The sequence below is a fragment of the Megasphaera hutchinsoni genome (assembly GCF_001553405.1).
GTDB lineage: Bacteria > Bacillota > Negativicutes > Veillonellales > Megasphaeraceae > Megasphaera > Megasphaera hutchinsoni.
Window position 1 is genome coordinate 153,965 of record NZ_KQ960952.1, and the last position, 24,935, is coordinate 178,899.

Sequence of the window (24,935 nt, forward strand, 5' to 3'; positions counted from 1 at the left end):
AGATGGATATATATCCATCTCTTTTTTTATTAGCGATTAGCGAATGTAATTGGTCATAATTTTTTGTTCGGTTATAGGAGGGGTTATACCAACCTTTTTTCCCGCATCGATGCAGGACATGATCCAGGCCATATTTTTTCCTAGGGTGCGCATAATTTGTAATCCTTTAATATCTTGTTGAACTTCATCAGGACGATTTCCGTGGATCATATTCCAATAATTAGAAGAAACGATGATCATTTGATGATAGGATAGATATTTTAAGAGGACATCTAACGATGCGGTTGTTCCTGCACGTCGAGCAGATACAACAACGGCACCGACTTTATGATGTAATTCTTTGCCAGCAATGGTACAAAGTTTATCTAAAAATGTAATTACTTCTCCCGTTGGTGAAGCCCAATATACAGGAGAACCGAGAACAATACCATCACAGGTTTTTAATTTTTCGGCTACTTCTTTTATTACTGTATCAGTAGGTACAGCGTGAATAATTTCCGTTTCTATAGATTGTTCTTGTAACGCATTGGCAACGACACTTAATGCGGTATAAGTACATCCTTCTTTACGGCGACTACCATTTAATAATAAAACTTTCATGATGAACACCTCTCAATACACTCTTTATTAGTTGCAATATAACATATTTAAAATGCTGATGTAAAGAGATGTGACTAAGATTACAAGATATTGATATAAACACATAAATAATGAGTTTGTTTTTCATTATTACGAATGATATACTAATTAAATGGAGGGGATTATATGCTAGCACGTGATGTAGATGAACAGCTATCATGGGCGGCATATTTAACAGATTTTGCGGCATGGATTGCTTTTTTTTCACCTTATGTAACAGCGGCACAACGACGAGAAATTGGAAAATATCATCCAGCTATTGCAGCAGCATTAGTAAAAAAGCAAGATCTATTAAGTATGGCTATGAATGGTAGTGCGAAAAAGAAAAATATATATTGATTGTGTGTGTTAGGTAAATCGTTTATATGTTGTAAAAATATCGGCATCAGTAGAAGCTATATATCTGATGTCGATTATTTTATAAAAAGCATGAGATCTTTTTGTTAATTAGTTTTTTAGGCTATTTAAAACGAGGGGATTATGAAAGAGGAATCGATAAAAAGAAACGAAAGAGAAGGTATGGAAAATTATGAATGGGCTGAGAGGTGTTTATTTGCGTAACTTTACTTGGCTATGGTATGATATAAAGTACATGTAAATTCTATTATAGTGGTGGAGTGTTGAAGATAGTATGGATGTCTTAGGAAATAAATTTGCATATATTGCAACCTATGGTTGTCAAATGAATTCTAGTGATAGTGAACGTTATGCAGGTCAATTAGAGGCGTTAGGATATCACATGACGGAAGACATGGATATGGCTGATGTCATTTTACTCAATACTTGTTGTGTGCGAGAAACAGCGGAAGGAAAAACATTAGGAAAAATTGGCGAATTAAAACATTATAAAGAAAGAAATCCTAAGTTGGTTATTGCGATTACAGGTTGTATGGCACAGGAGTGGCAAGATAGGTTATTTGAACGTGCACCGCATGTTGATTTGGTAATTGGTACGCATAATATACATAAACTTACAGAGTTATTACAAGTTCGACAAGGTAAACATGCACTAGCTGCGGATATGTCTTTACCGGCCTTTCATGATTTACCCACGAAGCGCTTTCATAAATTTTTTGCTTGGGTTCCTATTATGAATGGATGTAATAAATATTGCACGTATTGTATTGTTCCGCATGTACGGGGACGTGAAGTAAGTAGGCCCTTGCAAGATATTGTAGCAGAGGTAAAGGCGTTAGGGAGAGCTGGATATAAAGAAATTACGTTATTAGGGCAAAATGTTAATTCCTATGGATTGGATTTAAAAGATGGAACGGATTTTTCTTCTTTGGTAGATGCATTGGAAGATGCTAAAGGCGTGGAACGTATTCGATATATGACGAGTCATCCAAAGGATATGACCAAAAAGATGATTGATGCTATTGCTCGTAGTACACGAGTTGTGCATCATTTGCATTTGCCCGTGCAAAGTGGCTCTAACGCAACGTTAAAACGTATGAATCGAGGCTATACAGTAGAACATTACTTAGAGTTAGTCGATTATGCTCGAGAAAAAATGCCCGATTTAGTCTTAACAACGGATATGATTGTAGGATTTCCAGGTGAAACGGAAGAGATGTTCCAGGAAACATTGGCACTTATTCAGCGTGTCGGCTATGATATGGCTTACACTTTTATTTATTCACCACGAACGGGTACGCCTGCAGCAACGTGGAAAGATCAAATCCCACAAGAGGAAAAAAGTAAACGATTGAAACGTTTGATGGATATTCAAAATGAATTTAGTTTAGCTTTAAATAAAAAAATGGAACAGTGCGTATATTCTGTTATTGTTGAAGGCCCGACTAAAAATGATGAACATCATTGGTTCGGAAGGACGGGCGGTAATAAAATGATTATTTGGGAAAATGATGGTTCGGTGTCTATTGGAGATACTGTTTCGGTAGCGGTTGATAAAGGACAAACGTGGGTGTTGAAGGGGCATATTGTAAGCCAAGGAGGATAGCATGACAGAGGAAGTAAAATTGACTCCCATGATGAAGCAATACTTGGAAGTAAAGAAGCAATGTCAAGATCAATTATTATTTTTTCGGTTAGGCGATTTTTATGAAATGTTTTTTGATGATGCTATTACGGCATCACGTGAATTAGATTTAACGTTGACAGGGCGTGCAGGGGGAAATAAAGAAAAGGTTCCTATGTGTGGAGTTCCTTTTCATTCGGCTGATACGTATATTGAACGGTTGGTACAAAAAGGCTATAAAGTTGCGATTTGTGAGCAAATGGAAGATCCCAAAATGACAAAAGGGATTGTCAAGAGACAGATTATTAAAGTGGTAACACCAGGAACGATTACGATGGAGCATGCTGTCGCAGCGAAGCAAAATAATTATATTGGTTGTATTATGCAACAAGGAAATATGATATCTTTGGCTTTAGCGGAAGTTACCACAGGAGAATGTATGTGGATGGCATGTAGTATTAAGCAGATGGAAGAGAAATTATTTGATATATTATCTGTTTATACACCTCGTGAATTAGTGATAGAAACAATGGCTTCATCGCAACAGTCACGAGTAAAACGATTTTTAGACACTCGTGATTGGAGTTGTACGGTAACCGCGATTCAGCGAGATGAAAGTATTGCTTATGAAACGTTACCAGTTAAATATTTTTCAGCACAAGCTGTTGAAAAAGCCAAACCTGTATTAGCTTGTATCGGTGTGTTGTTGAAATATATTGCCGATGTAATGAAGTCTGAAATTTCTCATATGAATTTATTAATCGCCATTGATTATACAAAACAATTGGTATTGGATGCTGCTAGTTTGCGTCATTTAGAGGTAACTCAAAATGTTAGGGATGGTGGGCGTAAGGGTACACTGTTAGAAGTGCTTGATCATACTCAGACGGCGATGGGAGGCCGGTTACTACGGAAGTGGTTAGAATCTCCATTGCTATCGATTGGGGATATTACGTATCGACAAGACAGTGTGGCAGAACTAGTGCAAAAAGTAACATTACGACAAGACTTGGTAAACATTTTATCCCGTATTTTTGATTTTGAACGTATTTTGACGCGTATTGAAATTGGAACAGTCAATCCTAAAGATATGGTAGCTTTACGGGAGTCGTTAGCAGCGTTGCCCGCAATTAAGCAATATTTAGCACAAACTCAATCTAGGATGCTTAAGCAATTGGCAACACAGATTTCTGTACACGATGATATGTATACGTTATTAATGAGGGGAATTAACGATAATCCTGGTACGGTGTTACGCAATGGTGGGGTTATCCGCAGTGGTTTTTCAGCAGAGTTGGATGAGATTAGGCGATTAGCAGCAGATAGTCAAACCATATTGCAGGAATTGGAAGCAACCGAACGGGAACGCACGGGTATTAAAATGAAAATTGGTTATACAAAAGTATTTGGGTATTATTTTGAGATTTCTCATGCTAATACCAAACCGATTCCTGACTATTATGTACGTAAGCAAACATTGGTTAACGCAGAACGTTATATTACGCCAGATTTAAAAGAATTTGAAGTAAAAGTACTTACTGCACAAGAACGGATGTTAGCATTAGAAACGGCATTGTTTGCAACAATACGAGAAGACTTGCAACAACAAATTGCGGCTATGCAAGAGACGGCACGAGCATTGGCACAAGTAGATTGCTTGGTTAGTCTTGCGGTGGCAGCACAAAAATATAGGTATATACGACCGCAATTGAATACAGAGCGGACTATTCTTATTCGGGACGGACGACATCCTATTATTGAACGATTTTTGAAGTCGGAAGTATTTGTACCTAATGATGTGCAATTAAATCACAATGATCATGAAATTCTAGTGCTTACAGGACCTAATATGGCGGGAAAATCGACGTACATGCGTCAAGTAGCCGTATTGGTTTTAATGACCCAAATAGGAGCGTTTATTCCAGCTAAAGAAGCATCTATTTGTCCCGTTGATCGTATTTTTACTAGAATTGGTGCTAGTGACGATATATTGACAGGACAAAGTACATTTATGGTTGAAATGAAGGAAGTCGCATATATCTTAAAACATGCGACTATGAATAGTTTGCTTATTTTTGATGAGATTGGGCGAGGGACGAGTACTTTTGATGGCATGTCTATTGCCCGTGCGGTGATCGAATATGTAGAAAGTAAGGTTCATGCTTTAACATTATTTGCTACTCATTATCATGAATTAATTGATATGAGCGATAAAACGACAAAAATAAAAAATTATACGGTAGCTGTTAAAGAGCGCGGCAAAGATATTACTTTTTTGCGACGTATTATTGCTGGTGGTGCGGATCGTAGTTATGGATTGCATGTTGCACGATTGGCGGGAGTACCAGAATCTTTATTAAGCAGGGCGGAAGTAATTTTAAAAGACTTAGAGGCAGCGGAAACAAGACCTTGTCGGGTGTCTGTTTCTAAGGAAGTTGTTGAACGTAATATAGATTTATTCACGAATCCAATTATAGATGCATTAGTGTCAGTGGATGTTATGGCATTGACACCTATTGAAGCTATTTCGTTTTTGTATAAATTACAAACGGAGGCAAAAGAGGGGAGTGGAATGAAGTGAATGCGATGATTGCTGTATTAGATGAAGCTACAAGAAATAAAATTGCCGCAGGAGAAGTGGTAGAACGGCCTTCTTCTTGTGTTAAAGAATTAGTAGAAAATGCTATTGATGCAGGGGCAACTATGATTGAAGTAGAAATCGCAAATGGTGGTCAAACTTATATTCGTGTTACAGATGATGGGTGTGGTATGAGTCAAGAAGATGCCCACATGTGTATGATTCGACATGCGACCAGCAAGATTCGCTCGGTTGAAGATATTTTTTCTATTACATCTTTGGGGTTTCGAGGTGAGGCTATTCCGAGTATTGCTTCTGTATCTCGTTTTCAAATTACGACGCGTAGAAAAGAGGATGATTTTGCCACTCATTTAATAGTTAATGCAGGGAAGGTAGAAACGGAAGAACAAGTTGGTTCGTCTATTGGAACAACGATGGAAGTGAACGATTTGTTCTTTAATACACCAGCACGGAAAAAATTTTTAAAAAGCGAGCGAACAGAGGCGTCAAAAATTAGTGAAATGTTGACAAAGTTGGCATTGGCTCATTCGGATATTGGTTTTTCTTTTATTAATAATGGTAGAACTACGCTACAAACGGGTGGAACTGGTGAGTTAAAAGAAACAATTGCGGCTATTTATGGGGTAGATGTAGCAAAGGAAATTTTTCCAGTACAATATGAAGATGAGTATGTAATGGTGACGGGATTTGTTGGTAGACCGTCTATTTTAAAAAGTTCACGAAATTGGCAAACATGTGTGGTGAATCAACGTACTGTTCACAATCCGATGATGTTCAAAGCAGTTGATAATGCATATCATGCTATGTTACCCAAAGTAGGATATCCTTTTGCTATGATTCATTTACAGATGGATCCAGCTACGATAGATGTCAATGTTCATCCAGCTAAAACTGAAATTAAATTTTCTGATGAAAAAGCTATTTATCATGCTATTTATCATGCCATTGTGCAAGCGTTGGTAGCACAAGAGGCCCCAGAACAGGTGGCGCGTCCGATCCAAGCAAATTCACAGCAGATGCAACATATTGAAGAAGCATCAGCTCAATATGCACATGTGCAACAATCATTTTTTTGTGGAGAAGATAGTTTAGTTGAAAGAAGCAAGGTAGAGTCACAGCGTCAACCGCTTATATTGTCTAATATGCCATTAGAAAAATCAGCACAACCGATCAGACATACGAATGACTATGTGCCGTTACCATCTTCATCTATTCCAGTTGATGAACGCGCATTTTCACAGCAGTTAGCCCAAAAAGAAGGCGTAGAAGCGGTGAGTGCGGATAGTATTCGTTTTGCCGATACGGAAGAGATCTTTCCCCTGGGATCGGTAGCTGAATGTTATGTTTTAGCAAAAAAAGGAAATGACTTATATATTATTGATCAACATGCAGCTCATGAACGAGTACGATATGATCGTTTTTGCAAGCGTGTTGAAGGATTGCCGAGTCAGCAATTATTGATGCCTTTGTTTGTTGAATTTGATACAAATGATATGACAATTTTATTAGAACAAGAAGCGGTATTTCAGGATTTAGGCTATACGTATTCACAAGCTGGACCTGAAACTATTCGTGTAGAAGAAATTCCTTGTGATTTGTCGATGAGTATGATTCAAGAATCATTGCAAACTATATGTCATGATTTACAAGAAAATAAGCATCTTGATAAGGCAACTATTCGGCATCGGGCATTAGCGTATTTATCGTGTCGGGGAGCGATTAAAGCGGGGGATCATATTACGATGCGTGAGATGAAACAGTTATTAGATGATTTATTTAAAACAGAAAAGCCTTTTGTTTGCCCCCATGGTAGACCTGTAATTATTCGTTTTACGGCAGAAGAATTGGCGAAATTATTTAAGCGAACATGAAATTAATCGTAACGACATCAATGAAAGCTAGTGGGACGGTATGTATCGCGGCTAAACAGTGGACTCATCATATAGGGGGGATATTTGTAGAGCGATGGGGAAAATCGTTAGAACGCTTAACTGAGCTTAGCGGTGGAATTTTTATTGTTTATACGGCAAAGGGTCCTCAATTATATACACCTCAGGGAAAACATGGTTTTAGTTTGCAGTTAGCGGAATTACGGATTAAAAAATTACGTAGAGGGGAACGGGATTATCTGTTAGAAGCTTTTGATATGAGACAGGCCGGGCATATATTAGATTGTACTTGTGGTTTAGGGGCCGATGCAATTACGGCTTCTTTTGGCTTGCCTTCGGGAACACGTGTAACCGCATTAGAAAATTCACCATATTTAGGCGTTATTACAGCGTGGGGGTTTCAACATTATAGACATGAAAAAGAGGACGTGACTGCGGCCTTGCGTCGCATTCGATTTATTGCCATGGATTATCAAATTTGGTTGAGACGAACGTCAGAATATTATGATGTTATCTATTTTGATCCAATGTTTGCACATCCTGTACTTTTAAGTAGTAATTTTAAGCCTTTGCGCAATGTTGTAACCTTAGAACCCATAACAAAAGAAATTATTGATTTAGCACTAACCAAAGCAAGTCGCGTAGTTATTAAGACACAATCTACGAAATGGATACAATCATGGTTTCCGTGGATGGAGAATATCGGAGGAAAATATAGTCATATTCAATATGCAGTGTTGAAAGGAGGCAGTCAAGCATGGACAAAGTAGTCGCCATAGTCGGTGCAACAGCAGTCGGCAAGACGGCTTTAAGTTTTGCTTTAGCGGAAAAATTAAAAGCCCCACTTATTTCTGGTGATGCTTATCAAGTATACAAGCATATGGATATTGGCACGGCGAAACCAACACCTGAAGAATTACGGCAATTTCGTCATTATTTTATTAATATATTGCAGCCTGAACAAACTTATTCGGCGGCACAATTTTGTATTCAGGCTAAACAGTATATTGCCCAATATAATGAACAACATGCTATTCCGATTGTGGTTGGTGGAACGGGATTATATATACAAGCGTTGTTAGAAGGATATGAATTTGGTGCACCTCAAAGTGTGCCAGCCATTCGCACACAGGTGATACAGCGTATTAAACATAGTAATGTGGCTACATTGAAAGCACATATTTACAAACATACACAGTGGGAACCGAAAGATTGGCATGAATTATTAGCGAATAAAAATCGTTTAATTCGATTGCTTGAGGCGATTGAATTAGGTCAGGGGAAAGAATTTATTCATGCAGGTAAAGCTAGTTCTTCTTGCTATGATGCTTATGTGATTGGCTTATCATTGCCAAGAAGTGTGTTATATGAACGTATTGAAAAGCGCATTGATATGATGATTCAACAAGGATGGATTGATGAAGTAAGGTACTTATTGCAACTAGGATGCGATATGGAAAGTCAAGCTATGAAGGCTATTGGGTATAGAGAATTGGCTGCATATATACGACATGAATTAAGCTTGGAAAAAGCGGTTATGATAATTAAAAAGAGAACAAGGCAATTTGCTAAGCGACAAATTACTTGGTTTAAACGGATGCCATATATTCATTGGTTTGCAAAAGAAACCTATGGAACAGAGAGCGAATTAATACAAGATGTTATGGCTAATTTGCCTTGGGATTTGCAAGAAAGGAAATAAAATAGTGGCAATACAGTGGGAAGAAATTAAAAATAAAGCATTTTATATTTGTGCAGATCAATTTCAGCACATTGATCATATTGCATTGGAAAATACACGTAAAGTGTTACAAGCATATAAAGCAGTTCAGTTATCTGCTTTTCATTTTGCTGGAACAACAGGCTATGGTTATAATGATTTAGGTCGAGAACACTTAGATGCTGTTTATGCACAGGTGTTTCATGCGGAAAAAGCGTTAGTCAGACCGCATTTTGTTTCGGGTACACATACACTAGCTACGGTGCTATGTTCTTTATTACAGGCAGGAGATACATTGGTATCGTTAGTTGGCGCTCCTTATGATACAATGCAAGGTGTAATTGGATACAGTCGTTATACGCCGCATTCTTTAAAAGAAAAAGGTGTCTTATATGAAGAAGTATCGCTTTTGCATAATACATACGATTTAACTTCGATTGCGAAGACCGTAAAGCGATTACAACCAAAGGTTGCTCTTATTCAACGTTCACGAGGTTATGCTTCAAGACCATCTTTGACGATTGAAGATATACAGTGCATTATCAAAACCGTTAAACAATATAGTCCTCAAACAATTTGCTTTGTCGATAATTGTTATGGTGAATTTACCGATACGCGAGAACCTATTGAAGTAGGGGCAGATATTATTGCTGGTTCTTTAATTAAAAACGCTGGTGGTGGTATTGCTCCAACGGGAGGATATATTGCAGGAAAAACAGAACTTGTAGAAGCGGCAGCCGATTATTTAACTGCACCAGGATTAGGAGAGGAATTAGGTTCTTATGCAACAGGATATCGGTTATTTTTTCAAGGATTTTTTATGGCCCCGCATGTAACGGCTCAAGCTATTAAAGGGGCAGTATTTGCAGCCGCTGTTTTTGCGGAATTAGGGTTTAAAGTTGAGCCGCAAGCGACGACACGGCGCTCTGATTTGATCCAAACCATTTATTTGGAAAATGAAGATAACATGTGTCATTTTTGTGAAGGAATTCAAACCTTTTCGCCTGTTGATGCACATGTGACACCAATACCTGATGATATGCCGGGTTATAGTGATAAAATTATTATGGCGGCTGGTGCATTTGTGCAAGGTTCTTCTATTGAATTATCAGCAGATGGCCCCATTCGAGATCCTTATGTTGTATATTTGCAAGGGGGTATTGTTTTTGAGCATAATGTATTAGCAGTGTTACAGGCGGCACAATATATTATGGAACGTAATGAAGGAGTAGGGTATGATTAAAGAAGTATTGGTAGTAGAAGGTCGATCGGATGTAGCACGTATTCAAGCATCTCATATTGATGTTGATATGATTACTACCGATGGTTTTTCATTGAGGAAGGATACATTAGAACATATTCAACGAGCTTATGAAAAACGGGGGATTATTATTTTAACGGATCCCGATAGTGCGGGAGAACGTATTCGCATGTATTTGAGTAAACGTTTTCCTAAAGCAAAACATGCGTTTATTTCACGTGAAGAGGCTACGGCTAATGGAGATATTGGTATAGAGCAGGCAGCAGCAGAATCAATTAAAAGTGCGTTGTTAAAAACACGATATCAACAATATACTCCTACCAGCACTTTTACGATGGCTGATTTATGGAGTGCGCAATGTAGTGGTTGTGGCAATGCGTCGGTTCGTCGCAGTAAGATAGGGGCAATATTGGGTATAGGATATGGAAATGCAAAACAATTTTTGCAACGTTTAAATCATTATGGTGTTACACGCGAAGAGTGGAAACAGGCCGTTGCTCAAATAGGAGATTAGCATATATGAAAGATATAGAATTAGCAAAAGAAGATGTAGTACGATATATTGTTAAACGTTTTGGATTGCGAATGAATAAAAAGTTGGGACAAAATTTTTTAATTTCTCCTGATGTAGTACATCAGATTGCCATAGCAGCGGATCTTAAAGACGGCGATTCGGTTTTGGAAATTGGTCCAGGCATAGGGAGTTTGACACAGGCTTTAGCAGAAACAGGTGCATTTGTGCATGCGGTAGAATTAGATGTACATTTATTGCCAGTATTAGCTAAAACATTAGCACATTATGATAATGTAGAAATTATTCATGGCGATATTTTAAAAATATCGATTCTAGATATTGTAAAAAAGACGCCTTTTACCGTTTGTGCAAATTTGCCTTATTATATAACAACCCCGATTATTATGCAGTTGTTAGAGTCTAGGTTACCAATTAAGCGGATGATTTTTATGGTACAAAAAGAAGTTGCACAGCGTATGGTTGCAGTTCCAGGAAATAAAATATATGGGGCTTTGTCTGTAGCTGTACAATATTATACCGAGCCGCAGCTATTATTTGATATTTCCCCGCACTCTTTTTTACCCGCACCAGAGGTAACTTCATCCGTTGTGGAATTACAAATTCGGAATAAGCCGATTGTTGAAGTAAGTGATGAAAAACGGTTCTTTGCTGTGGTTAAAGCGGCATTTGCCCAACGGCGTAAAACACTAATGAATGCGTTGAAAGGTGCTGGTTATGATAAAAATGTGATTATGCATGTATTAGAGCAAGTGAATATTGATGGTAATCGGCGTGGAGAAACATTGAATTTATCTGAATTTGCACAAATTGCTAATCATATATCTTTATTAAAATGATAATGAGTATGCTTTTATATCAAAATGATTATAATGAAAACGGATAATTGATTGACGTATATATATATTGCGTGTACAATAAAGATAATGAAAAGAATTTTTTCAGAAAAATCATGGTATGATAATATGAGGTCTAAGATTTTATATATGTAGAATTGAAAAACGCATGGGCTAATGTAAGGCGTACCAATGCGTTTTTCCTTATATTGGTTTGCTGGTAGTAGGAGGAAGAAATGCATGATGAAGGAACTGCAAAGACTGTGTAGGCAAATTCGGCAAGATACTGTGCAGTCTATCTATTTGGCAGGATCAGGTCATCCTGGAAGTTCATTGTCAGCAGTAGAAATTATGGCAACTTTATATTTTACTGATATTTTTCAGTGTAATCCTTCATGTCCAGATGATCCTACGCGTGATCGTTTTATTTTATCTAAGGGCCATGCGGCACCTGCCTATTACAGTGTTTTGGCTCGCAAAGGATTTTTTCCAATATCTCAATTGCGAACGCTGCGACAATTAGGAAGCTCGTTACAAGGGCATCCCAATATGGTAAAGTTGCCTTGTTTGGATATGGCCGTGGGTTCATTGGGACAAGGATTATCTATTGCCAATGGAATAGCTTTTGCTTTAAAAAGACAAGATATAGCGTCACGGGTGTATTGTCTTATTGGCGATGGAGAGCAACAAGAAGGACAAATTTGGGAAGCTGCTATGTTTTCCGTGCAACATCAATTAGATAATGTCTGTTTGATTGTGGATTGTAATGGCTTACAATTAGTTGATTCGGTCGATGTGATAAAAGATATGGAGCGAGTAGCTTTTGCTTGGCAGGGCTTTGGCTGGCATGTTATAGCTGTTGATGGGCATGATGTAAAGGCCGTATATCAGGCTTTTATAGAAGCACGACAGGTGAAGAAAAAACCAACAGTACTACTGGCAAAGACCGTAAAAGGAAAAGGCGTTTCATATATGGAAAATCAAGCAGATTGGCATGGTATGGCTCCGAATAAAGAGCAGTATGCCAGTGCGATGAAGGAATTAAGCCAGGAGGTACAAGAATGAAACGAGTACCGATGCGTGATGGGTATGGTAATGCGTTGTTAGAACTTTGTCATACTCATAAAGATGTAATTATATTGGATGCAGATGTTGCTACCTCGACGAGAACCGATTGGGTACGTCGGAAGTATCCAGAACAATATGTTAATATTGGTGTTGCTGAACAGGATTTGGTTGGTACTGCAGCTGGCATGGCCGCAGCAGGATTAACGCCTTTTGTTTCTACGTATGGTGTTTTTTTAACGGGGCGAGCCTGGGAACAAATTCGTAATACTGTTTGTTATAATCGCTTGAACGTAAAATTAGGTGGTGCTCATGCGGGCATTTCTGTTGGCCCTGATGGTGGTACACATCAAGCACTAGAAGATATTGCTTTAATGCGTACGATTCCTAATATGACTGTGGTTGTTCCTTGTGATTATAAGGAAACATATAAGGCTACGCTGGCTTTATATGATATTAAAGAGCCTTCGTATATACGCTTTGGGCGTAATCCAGCACCAGTGGTTACTACGGATGATACACCTTTTGTGTTGGGAAAAATATCTGTTATGCGCAGAGGAAAAGACGTAACTATTTTTGCTAACGGGGTGATGGTAGCTCAAAGTTTGGCGGCAGCTATGCAATTGGCAGCAAGAGGTATTTCTGCATCTGTTATTAATGTACATACGGTTAAACCGTTAGATGTGGAGGGGATCTGTCAATATGCAGCTGCTACGGGAGCAGTTGTTATCTGTGAGGAACATCAGCGTATAGGTGGTTTGGGGAGTGCGATTTGCGAAACACTAAGTCAACATTGTTGTGTACCTGCTGAATGTGTCGGTATAGAAGATTGCTTTGGCGAATCGGGTGATCCGGATGAGTTATTAACGGCATATCATTTAGGAACGGATACTATTTGTCAGGCCGTTGAAAAAGTATTGACACGTAAAATTACATTACCCGAATGTCTTTGTAAGGTAAGTATTTAAGAGAATACAAGAGCAAAGGAGCATATAAAAGATGTTTCTTTGCTTTTTTTATTTATTTTTAGTGTTTTTTATGATAAAATACATGGGAACTTTAAGGAAAGGAATGGGATGTTAATTGATAACATGGGTAGAAAATGCTGAAATTATGATGAATAAAGTACTTACTCCTTCAATTTATCAAATGGTGTGCAAGGCTCCACGGATTGCTGCGATTGCTAAGCCAGGACAATTTGTGAATGTAAAATATATGGCAGGTAGCACGTTTTTGCGTAGACCCTTTGGAATTGCTAATGCGGATCCTACAACGGGAACCATTACAATAATGTATCGTGTAGTAGGACAAGGAACTAACGAAATGAAAACGTTATTACCCACTTCAGTTATCAGTGTTGAAGGACCTTTGGGAAAGGGAGTTTTTTCAATCGGTAGGGAACATTCCTTATTAATTGGCGGTGGCATGGGAGCGGCACCACTCTTGTTTTTAGCCAAGAAGATAAAACATCCTATTGTCTTAATTTCGGCTAAAAATAAAGAAGAAACTTTTTGGACTCACTTGTTTTCAGCTTATACCGATATAATTTATACTACTACTGATGATGGTTCCGTAGGTATCCATGGTTTTGCGACAGCTGCTTTACCGTTTATTTTTAAACAGCATACGGTAGGTCATATAGCTGTTTGTGGACCAACGCCAATGATGCAAGCAGTTGCTAGAGAAGCAATGCTCCATAATATCGATTGTGAGGTTTCTTTGGAAAAACGCATGGCTTGTGGATTTGGTGTCTGTTTAGGGTGTACTTTTACGGGAAAAGTAGCTGGTATTCGATACAAAGTATGTAGTGATGGACCGGTATTTTCCTCGCGGGAGGTATTTTTATGAGTAATTCTATATTACAAACTACTTTTTTAGGGATACCTATGAATACGCCTATTATGGGGGCATCAGGAACGTTTGGCTTTGGTTTTGAATATATGCCGTTTTTACAAATGAAGTATGTAGGGGCGATTATTTCAAAAGGTATTACGCCGTTACCGAGAGAAGGAAATGCAGGTGTGCGTATTGCTGAAACGCCATCGGGGATGCTTAATTGTATTGGTTTAGAAAATCCAGGGGTGGAGTTTTTTTTAGCTAATTTGTTACCGGAGATACAAAAATTGCATATTCCACTTATTGTGAATATGTCAGCTAGTTCGGTAGAAGAATATGGAGAGCTTGCTGAAAAATTAGATGTACCTGGCGTAGATGCGGTTGAGGTCAATATTTCTTGTCCGAATGTTAAAGAAGGCGGTATTGTTTTTGGTACAGATGCTAAGGCGGCAGCAGCAGTGACAGCAGCAGTGCGAAGGCATACGAAAAAACCAGTAATTATGAAATTATCGCCTAATGTTACAGATATTACCTATATGGCACAAGCGGTAGAAGCTGCGGGTGCAAGTGGAATTTCACTTATTAATACGGTAACGGGAATGGCTATTGATATTACGACAAGAAAACCTGTTTTAGGAAATATTACGGGTGGACTTTCGGGACCAGCGATTAAACCGATTGCCTTACGTATGGTATGGCAAGTAGCTAAGGCTGTACATATTCCTATTTTAGGTGTTGGGGGAATCAGCACATGGCAGGATGTAGTAGAGTTTATGCTGGCAGGAGCTACAACGGTTGCAGTTGGTGCTTATAATTTTGTTAATCCGCAGGCAATAGAAGAGATTGCCATAGGTCTTGAAAAATATTGTCAACAAGAAAAAATCACACATATTTGTGAAATAATTGGCACATTAAAAGATTGACATGAATATTTCTTTTTGTTAAAATGATGATGTCAATTAGGACACATAGTTATTATTGTTAATGAATGGAGAGAATACGATGCCTGCTTTATTACAGCTGCGAAAAAAATGCCATTGTAAATTGCGGTGCAAGTCGTATGTCTCAGTGTATACACCTCAAGAATAAGATGTTCTTGAGGTGTATTTGTTTTTAGGAGGGATTATTGTTGAAAGTAGGAGTAGTTATGGGGAGTGATTCGGATTTCCCAGTAATGAAAAAGGCGTTAGAAGTATTAAAACAATTTGGAGTAGAATACGAAGTGTTATTAGCATCTGCTCATCGTACGCCACAAGCAGTTCGAGAGTTTACAGAAACAGCTGTAGCAAGAGGCATTACCTGTATTATTGCAGGGGCTGGCATGGCTGCACATTTACCAGGTGTAGTAGCTTCATACACTACGCTTCCTGTTATTGGTGTACCGTTGGAAAGCGGCCCTATGAAAGGTATGGATGCGTTATTGTCGATTGTACAAATGCCATCGGGAATGCCAGTTGCTACCGTAGCTATTAATGGTGCGAAAAATGCTGCTCTGTTGGCTATTCAAATTGGGGCTGCATCAAATCATAAGTTAGCTCAACAATATAGCTCCTATCGGCATAATATGGCCGTAGAAGTCGAAAGAAAAAATCAAAAAATACAAGAGGCCGTACAAGCAATATAAAGCAATAATATTAATGGAGGAATGGTATGTTATACGATCCAACCTTAGATAAATGGCATGAAGAATGCGGTGTATTTGGTATCTATGACCCGAAATTAGATATTCCTAAATATATCTATTGGGGGCTTTTTGCTTTACAACATCGTGGGCAAGAAAGTGGTGGGATGGCTTTACATGATGGAGAAAATATCCATACCCATCGTGGAATGGGGCTTATTAGTCATGTTTTTGAAAAGGGAGTTCCTTCGGCAACTGGACATATTGGGATTGGACATGTCCGTTATTCTACGACAGGTGCGAATAATCCACAAAATATACAGCCATTAGCGGTATATACTTCAATGGGACAAGTCGCTTTAGCACACAATGGAAATTTAACTAATACGAGACAGTTAAGAGAAGCGTTAGATAAAAGCGGGACAGCCTTTCAAACGACAATGGATAGTGAAATCATAGTTAATCTTGTCGCGCGAAGTCACAAAAAAACGATAGAAGAACGTATGATGGATAGCTTGAGACGGATTGAAGGTGCGTATTCAGTAGTTTTTATGACGAAAGATGCTTTATATGGAGCACGCGATCCCTTTGGCTTTCGACCTCTTTGTATCGGCAAAACGGCATCAGGTGGTTATGTTATTGCTTCAGAAAGTTGTGCATTAGATGCCATTCATGCTACGTTTGTTCGAGATGTCTTGCCAGGGGAGTATATTAAGATTAACGACCGTGGAATTACTTCACAAATGTATACTGCTCCGCAATCGAAACAAGTATGTTCTTTCGAATATATATATTTTGCTCGCCCTGATAGTATTATTGATGGGCAAGATGTCTATCAGGCTCGTTTGAACATGGGCGAAGAAATGTGGAAAGAAACACAATATGATGCAGATTTAGTAATTTCTGTACCCGATAGTGGAACAACGGCAGCTATTGGATATTCTATGGCTTCTGGCATTCCATTTAATTATGGGTTAATTAAAAATAGATATATGGGACGTACCTTTATTAAACCAGATCAAAAACAAAGAGAACTAGCGGTGAGAATGAAGTTAAATGTGGTCAAATCGGTGGTAAAAGATCGACGCATTGTCATGGTAGATGATTCGATTGTACGCGGAACAACGAGTGGTATTATTTGCAAGATGTTGCGTGAAGCAGGCGCGAAAGAAGTGTACTTATGTATTTCTGCTCCACCTGTAAAATATCCCTGTTTTTATGGCATTGATACATCCGTACGAAAAGAATTAATCGCGGCACGTATGAATGAAGAAGAGATAAGAGCTTATATTGGCGTAGATAAATTACATTTTATTTCGCCTGAAGGATTATATCGAGCAATGGATCATATTTTACCGAATACTATGTGTATGGCTTGTTTTAATAATCATTATCCTACAACTGTCCCCGTCGTTACGGAGGAAGGAGAAAAATATGCCTTTGAATAATAATCAAGAAGCGTTAACTTATGCTGCTTCCGGAGTCAATATTGATGCTGGAAATCAGGCGGTTGAATTAATGAAAGATTCTGTTAAAGCCACTTATCGTCCAGAAGTAATCGGTGATTTAGGCGGTTTTGGCGGATTGTTTTCATTAGCTAAGATGGGGATGGAAGATCCTGTTTTAGTCAGTGGTACTGATGGTGTTGGCACCAAATTACGCCTAGCTATTGAAATGGGAAAACATGATACAGTGGGGCAAGATTGTGTTGCTATGTCGGTAAATGATATTTTAGTACAAGGTGCAGAACCGCTATTTTTCCTGGATTATATTGCTGTAGGGGCACTTGAGCCTACGCAAGTAGCTACGATTGTCCGTGGCGTCGCTCAAGCTTGTAAAGAGTCAGGGTGTGCTTTATTAGGTGGCGAAACGGCGGAAATGGCTGGATTTTATGCGAAAGGTGATTATGATTTAGCTGGCTTTGGCGTGGGTATTGTGGAAAGAAAAAAATTAATTACGGGAAATACGATCCAGGCTGGTGATGTATTGATTGGGCTTCCTTCAACAGGCGTACATTCTAATGGGTTCTCATTAGTGCGAAAAATAATTTTTGATCGGATGCATTATTCTTTAGATCAAAACATTCCTGAACTAGGAACTACCTTGGGAGAAACATTATTGACGCCTACTCGTTTGTATCCGAAAGTATGTTTACCGCTTTTAAAGAAATACACGATAAAGGGAATGGTACATATCACGGGAGGCGGATTTTATGAAAATATTCCCCGCATATTACCAAACCAATTAGGTGTAGTCATTGATACCACAGCGTGGCCTGTATTGCCTATTTTTACATTATTACAAAATTGGGGAAATGTTGCTGTAAGAGAAATGTATCGCACATTTAATATGGGAATTGGTATGATTTTGGTCGTTTCACCAGAAGATGCTGGTCCCATTCGTGAATGGTTAGCGGCTCAACATGAAGCAGCGTATATAATAGGAGAAGTCAGAGAAAGCGATGTGCCTGTTGTTTTAGAGGGAGGACTTTTTAATGACTAAAAAAAAGGTGCTTTTATTGGCTTCAGGACGAGGCTCAAATGCGAGTGCTTTGTATGAAGCGATGCAAGATGGTCGTATTAATGGGATTCCCGTAGGACTTATTTGTGATATACCGCAAGCACAGATCCGCCAAAAAGAGAAAGAATGGGATATTCCATTTTTTCTTGTTGATAGAAAGGAATATCCTACAAAAGGGGCGTTTAATAAAAAAATAAAAATGCAGGTTGATGCGTTGCATCCCGATTTAATTTGTTTAGCTGGTTTTATGCGAATATTGGATGCAGATTTTGTACGTGCATATGAAGGTAGAATTATTAATATCCATCCTTCTTTATTGCCATCATTTAAGGGGTTACATGCACAACGGCAGGCACTTGAGGCGGGTGTAAAAGTTGCTGGTTGTACGGTTCATTTTGTTACGCCTGCGATGGACGATGGACCCATTATTACGCAAGAAACGGTTCCTGTATATGAAACAGATACAGAAGATACATTGGCAAATCGTATTTTGGTTAAAGAACATCTTGCTTTTGTTCATGCCGTATCGTTATTTTGTAATGATCAATTAGAAATTTGTGAATCGCGTGTAGTACATCGAAAATAGGAGGTAGAGGGATGAGAATAAAGCGAGCATTACTAAGTGTATCGGATAAAACGGGAATTGTTGCATTGGGACAGGCTCTTACTAAAATGGGAATTGAAATCCTTTCTACGGGAGGAACCTTTCGGTTATTAAAAGAACAGGGGGTGCCTGTTATTTCCGTATCCGATGTAACGGGTTTTCCTGAAATGATGGATGGTCGTGTTAAAACGTTACATCCCAAGATTCATGGGGCTATTTTAGCACGGCGTGATCATATTCGTGATCAGGAAGAAATGAAAAAATATGATATTATTCCTATTGATATGGTGGTAGTTAATTTATATCCTTTTGAGGAAACCATACAAAAAGAGGGTATTACATTAGTTGATGCGATTGAACAGATTGATATTGGAGGTCCTTGTATGGTCCGTGCAGCGGCTAAAAATAATGCCTATGTAGCGGTTATTACAAATCCCAAGCAATATGCCGAATGCATTTCTATTTTGCAAAGGGATGGTGTTTTTTCTGATGCCTATCGATTGAAATTAGCCCGTGAAGCGTTTGCTCATACAGCGGCATATGATACAGCTATTGCTACGTATTTACAAGAGGTAGTAAGAAAGGAAGGCATAGAATGAAAATAGCAGTTATTGGTAGTGGTGGTCGAGAACATGCCATTGTTTATGCATTATCAAAAAGTAAACAAGTAGAATCAATTTATGCTATTCCTGGAAATGATGCAATGAAAGCACTCGCTACTTGTGTGCCGGTGGAAAATAATAACCTCGATGAAATGGTAAAAATTTGTCAAGAGAAAAAAGTGGATCTTGTTGTTATTGGGCCAGAGGGACCATTGACACAGGGGATAACCGATTGTTTGCAAGCCGTAGGTATTCCTGTATTTGGACCGAATAAAAAAGCAGCACAGTTAGAAGGCTCGAAGGCATTTGCTAAAGCATTGATGAAAAAATATGGGATTCCTACGGCCGCATATGGAGTGTTTACGGATTTAGAAAGTGCGAAGAAGTATATTCTTAAGCAAGGTGCACCTATTGTAATTAAAGCGGATGGATTGGCGGCAGGAAAAGGGGTAGTTGTTGCCCAGACGACAACGGAGGCAATTCAAGCCGTTTCACGTATGCTTGCAGAAAAAGAATTTGGCGCTGCAGGGGTTAAGGTTGTGATAGAAGAGTGCATGGAAGGCGAAGAGGTAAGTGTATTATCTTTTGTAGATGGTACACAGGTAGTGCCTCTTATTTCTGCTCAAGATCATAAGCGTATATTTGATCATGATAAAGGACCGAATACAGGGGGGATGGGCGCATATGCACCCGCACCTATATTGACTGTAGACCTGATGAAATTAGTAAAAGAACGCATTTTATACCCAACATTACAAGCATTACACCAAGAAGGAATTACCTATCGAGGTTGTTTATATGCGGGGTTAATGATTACTAAAGAGGGACCAAAGGTAGTTGAATTTAATTGTCGTTTTGGTGATCCCGAAACACAGGCTATATTACCTTTGCTGACAGGAGATTTGGCACAAATTATGTATGATTGTGCAGTAGGAACGGTCGATGCTAAACAAGTCACATGGCAAAAAGGTGCTGCTTGTTGTGTTATGATGGCTTCTAGCGGTTATCCGGCTACCTCTCATAAGGGGGATGTTATTCATGGACTGAATGAAATTCATGATGTGCTTGTTTTCCATTCGGGTACGAAAAAAAAAGAACAGACTTTTGTGACAAATGGCGGACGCGTGATAGGGGTTACCGCAACGGGAATGGATTTAAAAGAAGCGGTTATAAAAGCTTATCAAGCAGTTGATAAAATTAATTTTGCAGGTATGCAATATCGTAAAGACATTGCATATAAGGGGTTGCAACATCTTACTAAGAAAGATTTGTTTTAGCAAATAACACATCCTAGGCATAGAATTGTTCTTTTTTTCACTTTTTCTTGTTTTTCTATGGGCAAGTACATTTGGTTATGTTATAATACATTTGGCATAAATACGAAGCATTGTTATAGTTGGTTGGCATAAAGCGAGACCGCAATGTTAGTGGTATGTTTGATTATAACGACTTGTATCTGTACAAGAACGAGAACGGAGGAAAAAGAATGAATAAATATTCGGGTGATTCATTCACGGTACCCGTAAAAAAGGCTTTATTTACGACTCAGGAATTAACCATCATTGGTATGCTGGCAGGCATTACTGTCTTATTGGGAGTAACGGGTTATGGTTTTATTCCTTTACCGATGATGAAAGCAACCATATTACATGTACCGGTTATTATTGGGGCTGTTTTGGCTGGACCGCGGGTAGGCATAATGGTTGGATTTTTATTTGGTTGTTTTAGCATTATTCAGGCAATCACATCGCCTGTTGTATTATCTTTTGCTTTATTAAATCCACTTATTTCGATCCTTCCACGGATTTTAATTGCTGTAGGTGCTTATTATACGTATGTAGGAATTCGTAAGCTTATTCGACAAAATTTACTAAGCTTGGCAATTGCTGGATTTATTGGTTCGGCTATTAATACCATTGGTGTTATGGGAGGTATCTTTTTATTATATGCTAAGCATTTTGCCGAAGTTCGACATATTCCTGTTGCACATGTAGCGGATATTATCATTGGGATTTGTGCGATGAATGGATTACCAGAAGCTTTGATTTCGGCCTTTATTACGGCATCTGTAGTAACGGTGTTACAGCGGGTAGTAAGAAAATAGAAATGAATGGGTTACATATGGAATATCGTTACTTATACACGAAAAATTAGTAACCGAATAGGACCCCTCTTTGCTTGATAAAAAGTAAAGAGGGGTTGTATTTTAGAAATTTTTGTGTTATTTCTTTTCTAAACGTGTTAAAAAAGAGCGGTAGTAGTGGGATAATAAATATGATGGTAGAAATTCATAACGGACAAGAAATGATGAAAAAAATTAATAAAAATATTTATTATAGACAGTGAATATGATATACTAAAAAGAGTCTGTAGAAAGAAAAATAGGTGAAGGTTATGAAGTGGAAATCTTGGAAACAAGCAATTATTTTAATTGGAACAGCAGCTATTGTGGCTGGATGCGGCAATGCATCTGTATTAGAAACATATAGTTTTGGTACAGTACAATTAAAAGTAGGCTCATCTGAATTGTATATGCAAAGTCCTTTTGATTTAGGACGGATACAGCGCAAATCAGATCCAGGCGTATTGTATGGTGGCGAAGATAAGCGTATGACCATCATTGCATTAGCTGAACCTAAAACAGCGACGACAGTTGATCAAACCATTGATAACGTGGTATTAGCACTTTCACAGGCGGAAGATATTTCAGATCTACAAATGAAGAGTAGGCAAATCAATATTGGTAATCGGTCTGGACGCGAATTGATATGTCATTATAATCAACTTCGTAAGGATGAAAAAATCCGTATTGTGATGCAAAGTCTCTTCTTTGAAGATAAAGACCAAGTATGGCACATTCAATATGTATATCGTCAAGGTGATAACATCGGGAAAGAAGCGATTGATCGTGTCTTTGGTCACATACAATAATTAGATGAACGAAAGAGGGTACAGGTAATGATCATATTGGTCGTAAATTGTGGTAGTTCTTCGTTAAAATATCAATTGATAGACATGAAGAATGAAGAAGTAATGGCAAAAGGGTTAGTAGAACGCATTGGATTGGCAGAGGGTGTTTTAACCCATAAATGGAAAGATCAGAAAAAGGTTATTAATCAACCTATTCCCGATCATAATGTCGCTGTTCAATTGGTATTAAACATTTTGACAGATAAAGACTGTGGTGTTATTACTTCTATGGATGCTATTGATGCCGTAGGACATCGTGTTGTTCATGGTGGTGAAAAATTTGCTTGCTCTACATTAATTACAGATGAAGTGATGCAGGCATTGGATGAATGCGTAGATATGGCCCCACTTCATAATCCGCCTAATATTATTGGTATTAAAGCTTGCCAGGCGATTATGCCTAATGTTGTTCAAGTTGGTGTTTTTGATACAGCATTCCATCAAACTATGCCCGCAAAGGCATTTATGTATGGTGTTCCTTATGAATTTTATAAAGAAGATGGTATTCGCCGTTACGGTTTTCATGGCACGAGCCATCGTTATGTTGCTGGTGAAGTTGCTCGTGTTATGGGAGTTCCTGTTGAAAAATTGCGTATTATCAACTGCCATTTAGGAAATGGTTCTTCGTTAGCGGCTATTAAATATGGTAAAAGCGTAGATACGACAATGGGATTTACTCCTTTGCCCGGTGTATTAATGGGTACTCGTTGTGGAGATATTGATCCAGCTATCGTATTACATGAAATGGAACGTCGTGGTTTATCGGCAAAGGAAATGGATACGATCATGAATAAAAAATCGGGTGTACTTGGTATTTCTGGTGTATCCAGTGATTTCCGTGATTTAGGGGAAGCCGCAGCAAATGGGAATGAACGAGCTAAATTAGCATTGGATATGTTCCATTATCAAGTGCAAAAAGCGATTGGTGCGTTAGCAGCTGCTATGGAAGGGGTAGATGTTATTACCTTTACAGCAGGTGTAGGCGAAAATGGTATTGAAGATCGTGCGGGTATTTGTCGTGGATTAGCTTATTTAGGAGCAAAATTAGACGAAAAACGTAATGATGTACGTGGCAAAAACGCGTTGATTAGTACGGATGATTCTACCGTAAAATTATATGTCATTCCGACAAATGAAGAAATTATGATTGCTCGGGATACGCGTGATATTGTTTCGCAGACGAAGTAATAGCCGATATTAGCGGCAGAGGTACAAGATGAATATCGTATATTGGGATATTGATGGAACCCTTATTAATACAGGTGCTGCGGGAATGCATGCAGTGCTAGAAGTATTTCGACAGTGTAAGGGGCCAAAGGTGCATCTGCCGCGAATTGAGGCAGGCGGACGCACGGATAATTATATTTGTCAGCAAGTGTTGTACAAGTCGACGGGGATTATGCCAACAGAAGAGGAAGTTCAGTCTTTTTGTCGGCAATACGAAGCGGCTTTATTGAAATGGTTGCAACGAACGGGAAAGGAAGGGACTATTTTTAAGGCGGTACCTCCTATTTTAGAGGCCTTGCATCATAAGCCTCAAGTTAAGCAACTATTGTTAACGGGTAATAGTTCCATCGGTGCAAAATTAAAGCTATCTTATTTTGGGTTAGATAAATATTTTGACTTTGTGCATTCGGGATTTGCTTTTCATTTTTATTATCGCAATGATTTAGCACAACATGCACGAAAAATTGCAGAAAAGCAGTGGGGCGATGAAATTGCAGAAGTGTATGTCATTGGTGATACACCGTATGATATACAATGTGGAAAAGCTATCGGGGCAAAGACTATTGCGGTAGCAACGGGACATTATTCGTATGATGTTCTTGCTGCGTGTGAACCATGGGCAGTATTACCGGAATTACCTGATGTAGACACGTTTATTTCGTTGCTACAAGTATAGTATAAAAAAAAACTTCAAGAAGAGTTTTCTTGAAGTTTTTTTATTTTTCGCTATAAAATAAAAACCTTCCATTTAATAGAAGGTTTTTAAAAGGTTTTTGTGGTGACCCAGTAGAGATTCGAACTCTAGACCCACAGCTTAGAAGGCTGTTGCTCTATCCAGCTGAGCTACTGAGTCATAATAAATGGAGCGGGTGATGGGAATCGAACCCACGTAACCAGCTTGGAAGGCTGGCGCTCTACCATTGAGCTACACCCGCATAAAATATTGGTCGGAGCAGCAGGATTTGAACCTGCGACCCCTTGGTCCCAAGCCAAGTGCGCTACCAAACTGCGCTATGCCCCGTCAACAAAAAAT

At 38.6% G+C, this 24,935-nt stretch carries 24 protein-coding genes and 3 tRNA genes; 23 read left to right on the top strand and 4 right to left on the bottom strand.

Annotated features, from left to right (window positions below; translation table 11 throughout):
- Positions 1-36: 36 nt before the first annotated feature.
- Positions 37-600 carry a flavodoxin family protein gene (locus HMPREF3182_RS04710; protein ID WP_062485762.1) on the bottom strand — a complete coding sequence of 188 codons (564 nt, stop codon included), beginning with the start codon at positions 598-600 and terminating at the stop codon, positions 37-39.
- 165 nt (positions 601-765) lie between these two features.
- Between HMPREF3182_RS04710 and HMPREF3182_RS04715 the strand changes: the two genes are divergently transcribed.
- The 23 genes from HMPREF3182_RS04715 to HMPREF3182_RS04825 all read left to right on the top strand — a co-directional run bounded on the left by HMPREF3182_RS04715 (position 766) and on the right by HMPREF3182_RS04825 (position 24,578).
- Complete coding sequence (locus tag HMPREF3182_RS04715; RefSeq protein WP_007392999.1) at positions 766-978, top strand: hypothetical protein; 213 nt, start codon at positions 766-768, stop codon at positions 976-978.
- A gap of 292 nt (positions 979-1,270) precedes the next feature.
- Entirely contained in the window at positions 1,271-2,602 is a 1,332-nt protein-coding gene (gene miaB / locus HMPREF3182_RS04720; RefSeq protein WP_007393009.1) for a tRNA (N6-isopentenyl adenosine(37)-C2)-methylthiotransferase MiaB, read from the top strand.
- A 1-nt stretch (position 2,603) separates the two neighbouring features.
- Positions 2,604-5,201, top strand: a complete 2,598-nt coding sequence (gene mutS / locus HMPREF3182_RS04725; protein ID WP_062485765.1) for a DNA mismatch repair protein MutS — start codon at positions 2,604-2,606, stop codon at positions 5,199-5,201.
- A complete protein-coding gene (mutL, locus tag HMPREF3182_RS04730; protein WP_062485768.1) occupies positions 5,198-7,090 on the top strand; it encodes a DNA mismatch repair endonuclease MutL in 1,893 nt (630 codons plus the stop codon). The genes mutS and mutL overlap by 4 nt, the downstream gene beginning before the upstream one ends.
- Positions 7,087-7,878, top strand: coding sequence for a class I SAM-dependent methyltransferase (locus HMPREF3182_RS04735; RefSeq protein WP_007393011.1), 792 nt, complete (start codon positions 7,087-7,089; stop codon positions 7,876-7,878). Before mutL ends, HMPREF3182_RS04735 begins: the two co-directional genes overlap by 4 nt.
- Entirely contained in the window at positions 7,866-8,810 is a 945-nt protein-coding gene (miaA, locus tag HMPREF3182_RS04740) for a tRNA (adenosine(37)-N6)-dimethylallyltransferase MiaA (protein ID WP_062485771.1), read from the top strand. Before HMPREF3182_RS04735 ends, miaA begins: the two co-directional genes overlap by 13 nt.
- A 10-nt stretch (positions 8,811-8,820) precedes the next feature.
- Positions 8,821-10,071 carry a methionine gamma-lyase family protein gene (locus HMPREF3182_RS04745; protein ID WP_206445557.1) on the top strand — a complete coding sequence of 417 codons (1,251 nt, stop codon included), beginning with the start codon at positions 8,821-8,823 and terminating at the stop codon, positions 10,069-10,071.
- Complete coding sequence (gene rnmV / locus HMPREF3182_RS04750) at positions 10,064-10,603, top strand: ribonuclease M5 (protein WP_007392994.1); 540 nt, start codon at positions 10,064-10,066, stop codon at positions 10,601-10,603. Before HMPREF3182_RS04745 ends, rnmV begins: the two co-directional genes overlap by 8 nt.
- Before the next feature lie 5 nt (positions 10,604-10,608).
- Positions 10,609-11,460 (top strand): 16S rRNA (adenine(1518)-N(6)/adenine(1519)-N(6))-dimethyltransferase RsmA, encoded by an 852-nt coding sequence (gene rsmA, locus HMPREF3182_RS04755; RefSeq protein ID WP_062485777.1) that lies wholly within the window; start codon positions 10,609-10,611, stop codon positions 11,458-11,460.
- A gap of 237 nt (positions 11,461-11,697) precedes the next feature.
- Positions 11,698-12,522, top strand: a complete 825-nt coding sequence (locus HMPREF3182_RS04760; protein WP_062485780.1) for a transketolase — start codon at positions 11,698-11,700, stop codon at positions 12,520-12,522.
- On the top strand, positions 12,519-13,490 hold the full coding sequence (locus HMPREF3182_RS04765; RefSeq protein WP_007392997.1) for a transketolase family protein: 972 nt from the start codon (positions 12,519-12,521) through the stop codon (positions 13,488-13,490). Before HMPREF3182_RS04760 ends, HMPREF3182_RS04765 begins: the two co-directional genes overlap by 4 nt.
- A gap of 115 nt (positions 13,491-13,605) precedes the next feature.
- The gene (locus HMPREF3182_RS04770; protein WP_007393016.1) at positions 13,606-14,370 is read left to right on the top strand and encodes a dihydroorotate dehydrogenase electron transfer subunit; all 765 of its coding nucleotides are present in this window, start codon (positions 13,606-13,608) and stop codon (positions 14,368-14,370) included.
- The gene (locus HMPREF3182_RS04775) at positions 14,367-15,281 is read left to right on the top strand and encodes a dihydroorotate dehydrogenase (RefSeq protein WP_007393008.1); all 915 of its coding nucleotides are present in this window, start codon (positions 14,367-14,369) and stop codon (positions 15,279-15,281) included. The genes HMPREF3182_RS04770 and HMPREF3182_RS04775 overlap by 4 nt, the downstream gene beginning before the upstream one ends.
- 206 nt (positions 15,282-15,487) lie before the next feature.
- The gene (gene purE / locus HMPREF3182_RS04780; RefSeq protein WP_062485783.1) at positions 15,488-15,982 is read left to right on the top strand and encodes a 5-(carboxyamino)imidazole ribonucleotide mutase; all 495 of its coding nucleotides are present in this window, start codon (positions 15,488-15,490) and stop codon (positions 15,980-15,982) included.
- A gap of 26 nt (positions 15,983-16,008) precedes the next feature.
- Complete coding sequence (gene purF, locus HMPREF3182_RS04785) at positions 16,009-17,427, top strand: amidophosphoribosyltransferase (RefSeq protein WP_007393038.1); 1,419 nt, start codon at positions 16,009-16,011, stop codon at positions 17,425-17,427.
- Positions 17,414-18,481, top strand: coding sequence for a phosphoribosylformylglycinamidine cyclo-ligase (gene purM, locus HMPREF3182_RS04790; RefSeq protein ID WP_007393010.1), 1,068 nt, complete (start codon positions 17,414-17,416; stop codon positions 18,479-18,481). The genes purF and purM overlap by 14 nt, the downstream gene beginning before the upstream one ends.
- On the top strand, positions 18,474-19,085 hold the full coding sequence (purN, locus tag HMPREF3182_RS04795; RefSeq protein ID WP_062485785.1) for a phosphoribosylglycinamide formyltransferase: 612 nt from the start codon (positions 18,474-18,476) through the stop codon (positions 19,083-19,085). The genes purM and purN overlap by 8 nt, the downstream gene beginning before the upstream one ends.
- Before the next feature lie 11 nt (positions 19,086-19,096).
- Positions 19,097-19,702 carry a hypothetical protein gene (locus HMPREF3182_RS04800; RefSeq protein ID WP_062485788.1) on the top strand — a complete coding sequence of 202 codons (606 nt, stop codon included), beginning with the start codon at positions 19,097-19,099 and terminating at the stop codon, positions 19,700-19,702.
- On the top strand, positions 19,699-20,982 hold the full coding sequence (gene purD, locus HMPREF3182_RS04805) for a phosphoribosylamine--glycine ligase (RefSeq protein WP_062485792.1): 1,284 nt from the start codon (positions 19,699-19,701) through the stop codon (positions 20,980-20,982). Before HMPREF3182_RS04800 ends, purD begins: the two co-directional genes overlap by 4 nt.
- A 209-nt stretch (positions 20,983-21,191) precedes the next feature.
- Positions 21,192-21,809, top strand: coding sequence for an ECF transporter S component (locus HMPREF3182_RS04810; protein WP_007392996.1), 618 nt, complete (start codon positions 21,192-21,194; stop codon positions 21,807-21,809).
- Positions 21,810-22,099: 290 nt separating this feature from the next.
- Positions 22,100-22,636 carry a hypothetical protein gene (locus HMPREF3182_RS04815; RefSeq protein ID WP_007393014.1) on the top strand — a complete coding sequence of 179 codons (537 nt, stop codon included), beginning with the start codon at positions 22,100-22,102 and terminating at the stop codon, positions 22,634-22,636.
- Between the two features lie 27 nt (positions 22,637-22,663).
- The gene (locus tag HMPREF3182_RS04820; protein ID WP_007393031.1) at positions 22,664-23,863 is read left to right on the top strand and encodes an acetate/propionate family kinase; all 1,200 of its coding nucleotides are present in this window, start codon (positions 22,664-22,666) and stop codon (positions 23,861-23,863) included.
- Positions 23,864-23,891: 28 nt separating this feature from the next.
- Positions 23,892-24,578 (top strand): HAD family hydrolase, encoded by a 687-nt coding sequence (locus HMPREF3182_RS04825; protein ID WP_062485795.1) that lies wholly within the window; start codon positions 23,892-23,894, stop codon positions 24,576-24,578.
- A gap of 100 nt (positions 24,579-24,678) precedes the next feature.
- Here HMPREF3182_RS04825 and HMPREF3182_RS04830 read toward each other — a convergent pair.
- From HMPREF3182_RS04830 to HMPREF3182_RS04840, 3 genes are all read right to left on the bottom strand, one after another.
- A tRNA-Arg gene (locus HMPREF3182_RS04830) sits at positions 24,679-24,755 on the bottom strand.
- 8 nt (positions 24,756-24,763) lie between these two features.
- Positions 24,764-24,837, bottom strand: a tRNA-Gly gene (locus tag HMPREF3182_RS04835).
- 9 nt (positions 24,838-24,846) lie between these two features.
- Positions 24,847-24,923, bottom strand: a tRNA-Pro gene (locus tag HMPREF3182_RS04840).
- Positions 24,924-24,935 lie beyond the last annotated feature (12 nt).

What these genes read in the sequence shown, in the direction of transcription:
- HMPREF3182_RS04710 (WP_062485762.1), bottom strand. Translation starts at nt 600, where the DNA reads ATGAAAGTTTTATTATTAAATGGTAGTCGCCGTAAAGAAGGATGTACT.
- HMPREF3182_RS04715 (WP_007392999.1), top strand. Translation starts at nt 766, where the DNA reads ATGCTAGCACGTGATGTAGATGAACAGCTATCATGGGCGGCATATTTA.
- miaB (WP_007393009.1), top strand. Translation starts at nt 1,271, where the DNA reads ATGGATGTCTTAGGAAATAAATTTGCATATATTGCAACCTATGGTTGT.
- mutS (WP_062485765.1), top strand. Translation starts at nt 2,604, where the DNA reads ATGACAGAGGAAGTAAAATTGACTCCCATGATGAAGCAATACTTGGAA.
- HMPREF3182_RS04735 (WP_007393011.1), top strand. Translation starts at nt 7,087, where the DNA reads ATGAAATTAATCGTAACGACATCAATGAAAGCTAGTGGGACGGTATGT.
- miaA (WP_062485771.1), top strand. Translation starts at nt 7,866, where the DNA reads ATGGACAAAGTAGTCGCCATAGTCGGTGCAACAGCAGTCGGCAAGACG.
- rnmV (WP_007392994.1), top strand. Translation starts at nt 10,064, where the DNA reads ATGATTAAAGAAGTATTGGTAGTAGAAGGTCGATCGGATGTAGCACGT.
- rsmA (WP_062485777.1), top strand. Translation starts at nt 10,609, where the DNA reads ATGAAAGATATAGAATTAGCAAAAGAAGATGTAGTACGATATATTGTT.
- HMPREF3182_RS04760 (WP_062485780.1), top strand. Translation starts at nt 11,698, where the DNA reads ATGATGAAGGAACTGCAAAGACTGTGTAGGCAAATTCGGCAAGATACT.
- HMPREF3182_RS04765 (WP_007392997.1), top strand. Translation starts at nt 12,519, where the DNA reads ATGAAACGAGTACCGATGCGTGATGGGTATGGTAATGCGTTGTTAGAA.
- HMPREF3182_RS04775 (WP_007393008.1), top strand. Translation starts at nt 14,367, where the DNA reads ATGAGTAATTCTATATTACAAACTACTTTTTTAGGGATACCTATGAAT.
- purF (WP_007393038.1), top strand. Translation starts at nt 16,009, where the DNA reads ATGTTATACGATCCAACCTTAGATAAATGGCATGAAGAATGCGGTGTA.
- purM (WP_007393010.1), top strand. Translation starts at nt 17,414, where the DNA reads ATGCCTTTGAATAATAATCAAGAAGCGTTAACTTATGCTGCTTCCGGA.
- purN (WP_062485785.1), top strand. Translation starts at nt 18,474, where the DNA reads ATGACTAAAAAAAAGGTGCTTTTATTGGCTTCAGGACGAGGCTCAAAT.
- HMPREF3182_RS04800 (WP_062485788.1), top strand. Translation starts at nt 19,097, where the DNA reads ATGAGAATAAAGCGAGCATTACTAAGTGTATCGGATAAAACGGGAATT.
- purD (WP_062485792.1), top strand. Translation starts at nt 19,699, where the DNA reads ATGAAAATAGCAGTTATTGGTAGTGGTGGTCGAGAACATGCCATTGTT.
- HMPREF3182_RS04810 (WP_007392996.1), top strand. Translation starts at nt 21,192, where the DNA reads ATGAATAAATATTCGGGTGATTCATTCACGGTACCCGTAAAAAAGGCT.
- HMPREF3182_RS04815 (WP_007393014.1), top strand. Translation starts at nt 22,100, where the DNA reads ATGAAGTGGAAATCTTGGAAACAAGCAATTATTTTAATTGGAACAGCA.
- HMPREF3182_RS04820 (WP_007393031.1), top strand. Translation starts at nt 22,664, where the DNA reads ATGATCATATTGGTCGTAAATTGTGGTAGTTCTTCGTTAAAATATCAA.
- HMPREF3182_RS04825 (WP_062485795.1), top strand. Translation starts at nt 23,892, where the DNA reads ATGAATATCGTATATTGGGATATTGATGGAACCCTTATTAATACAGGT.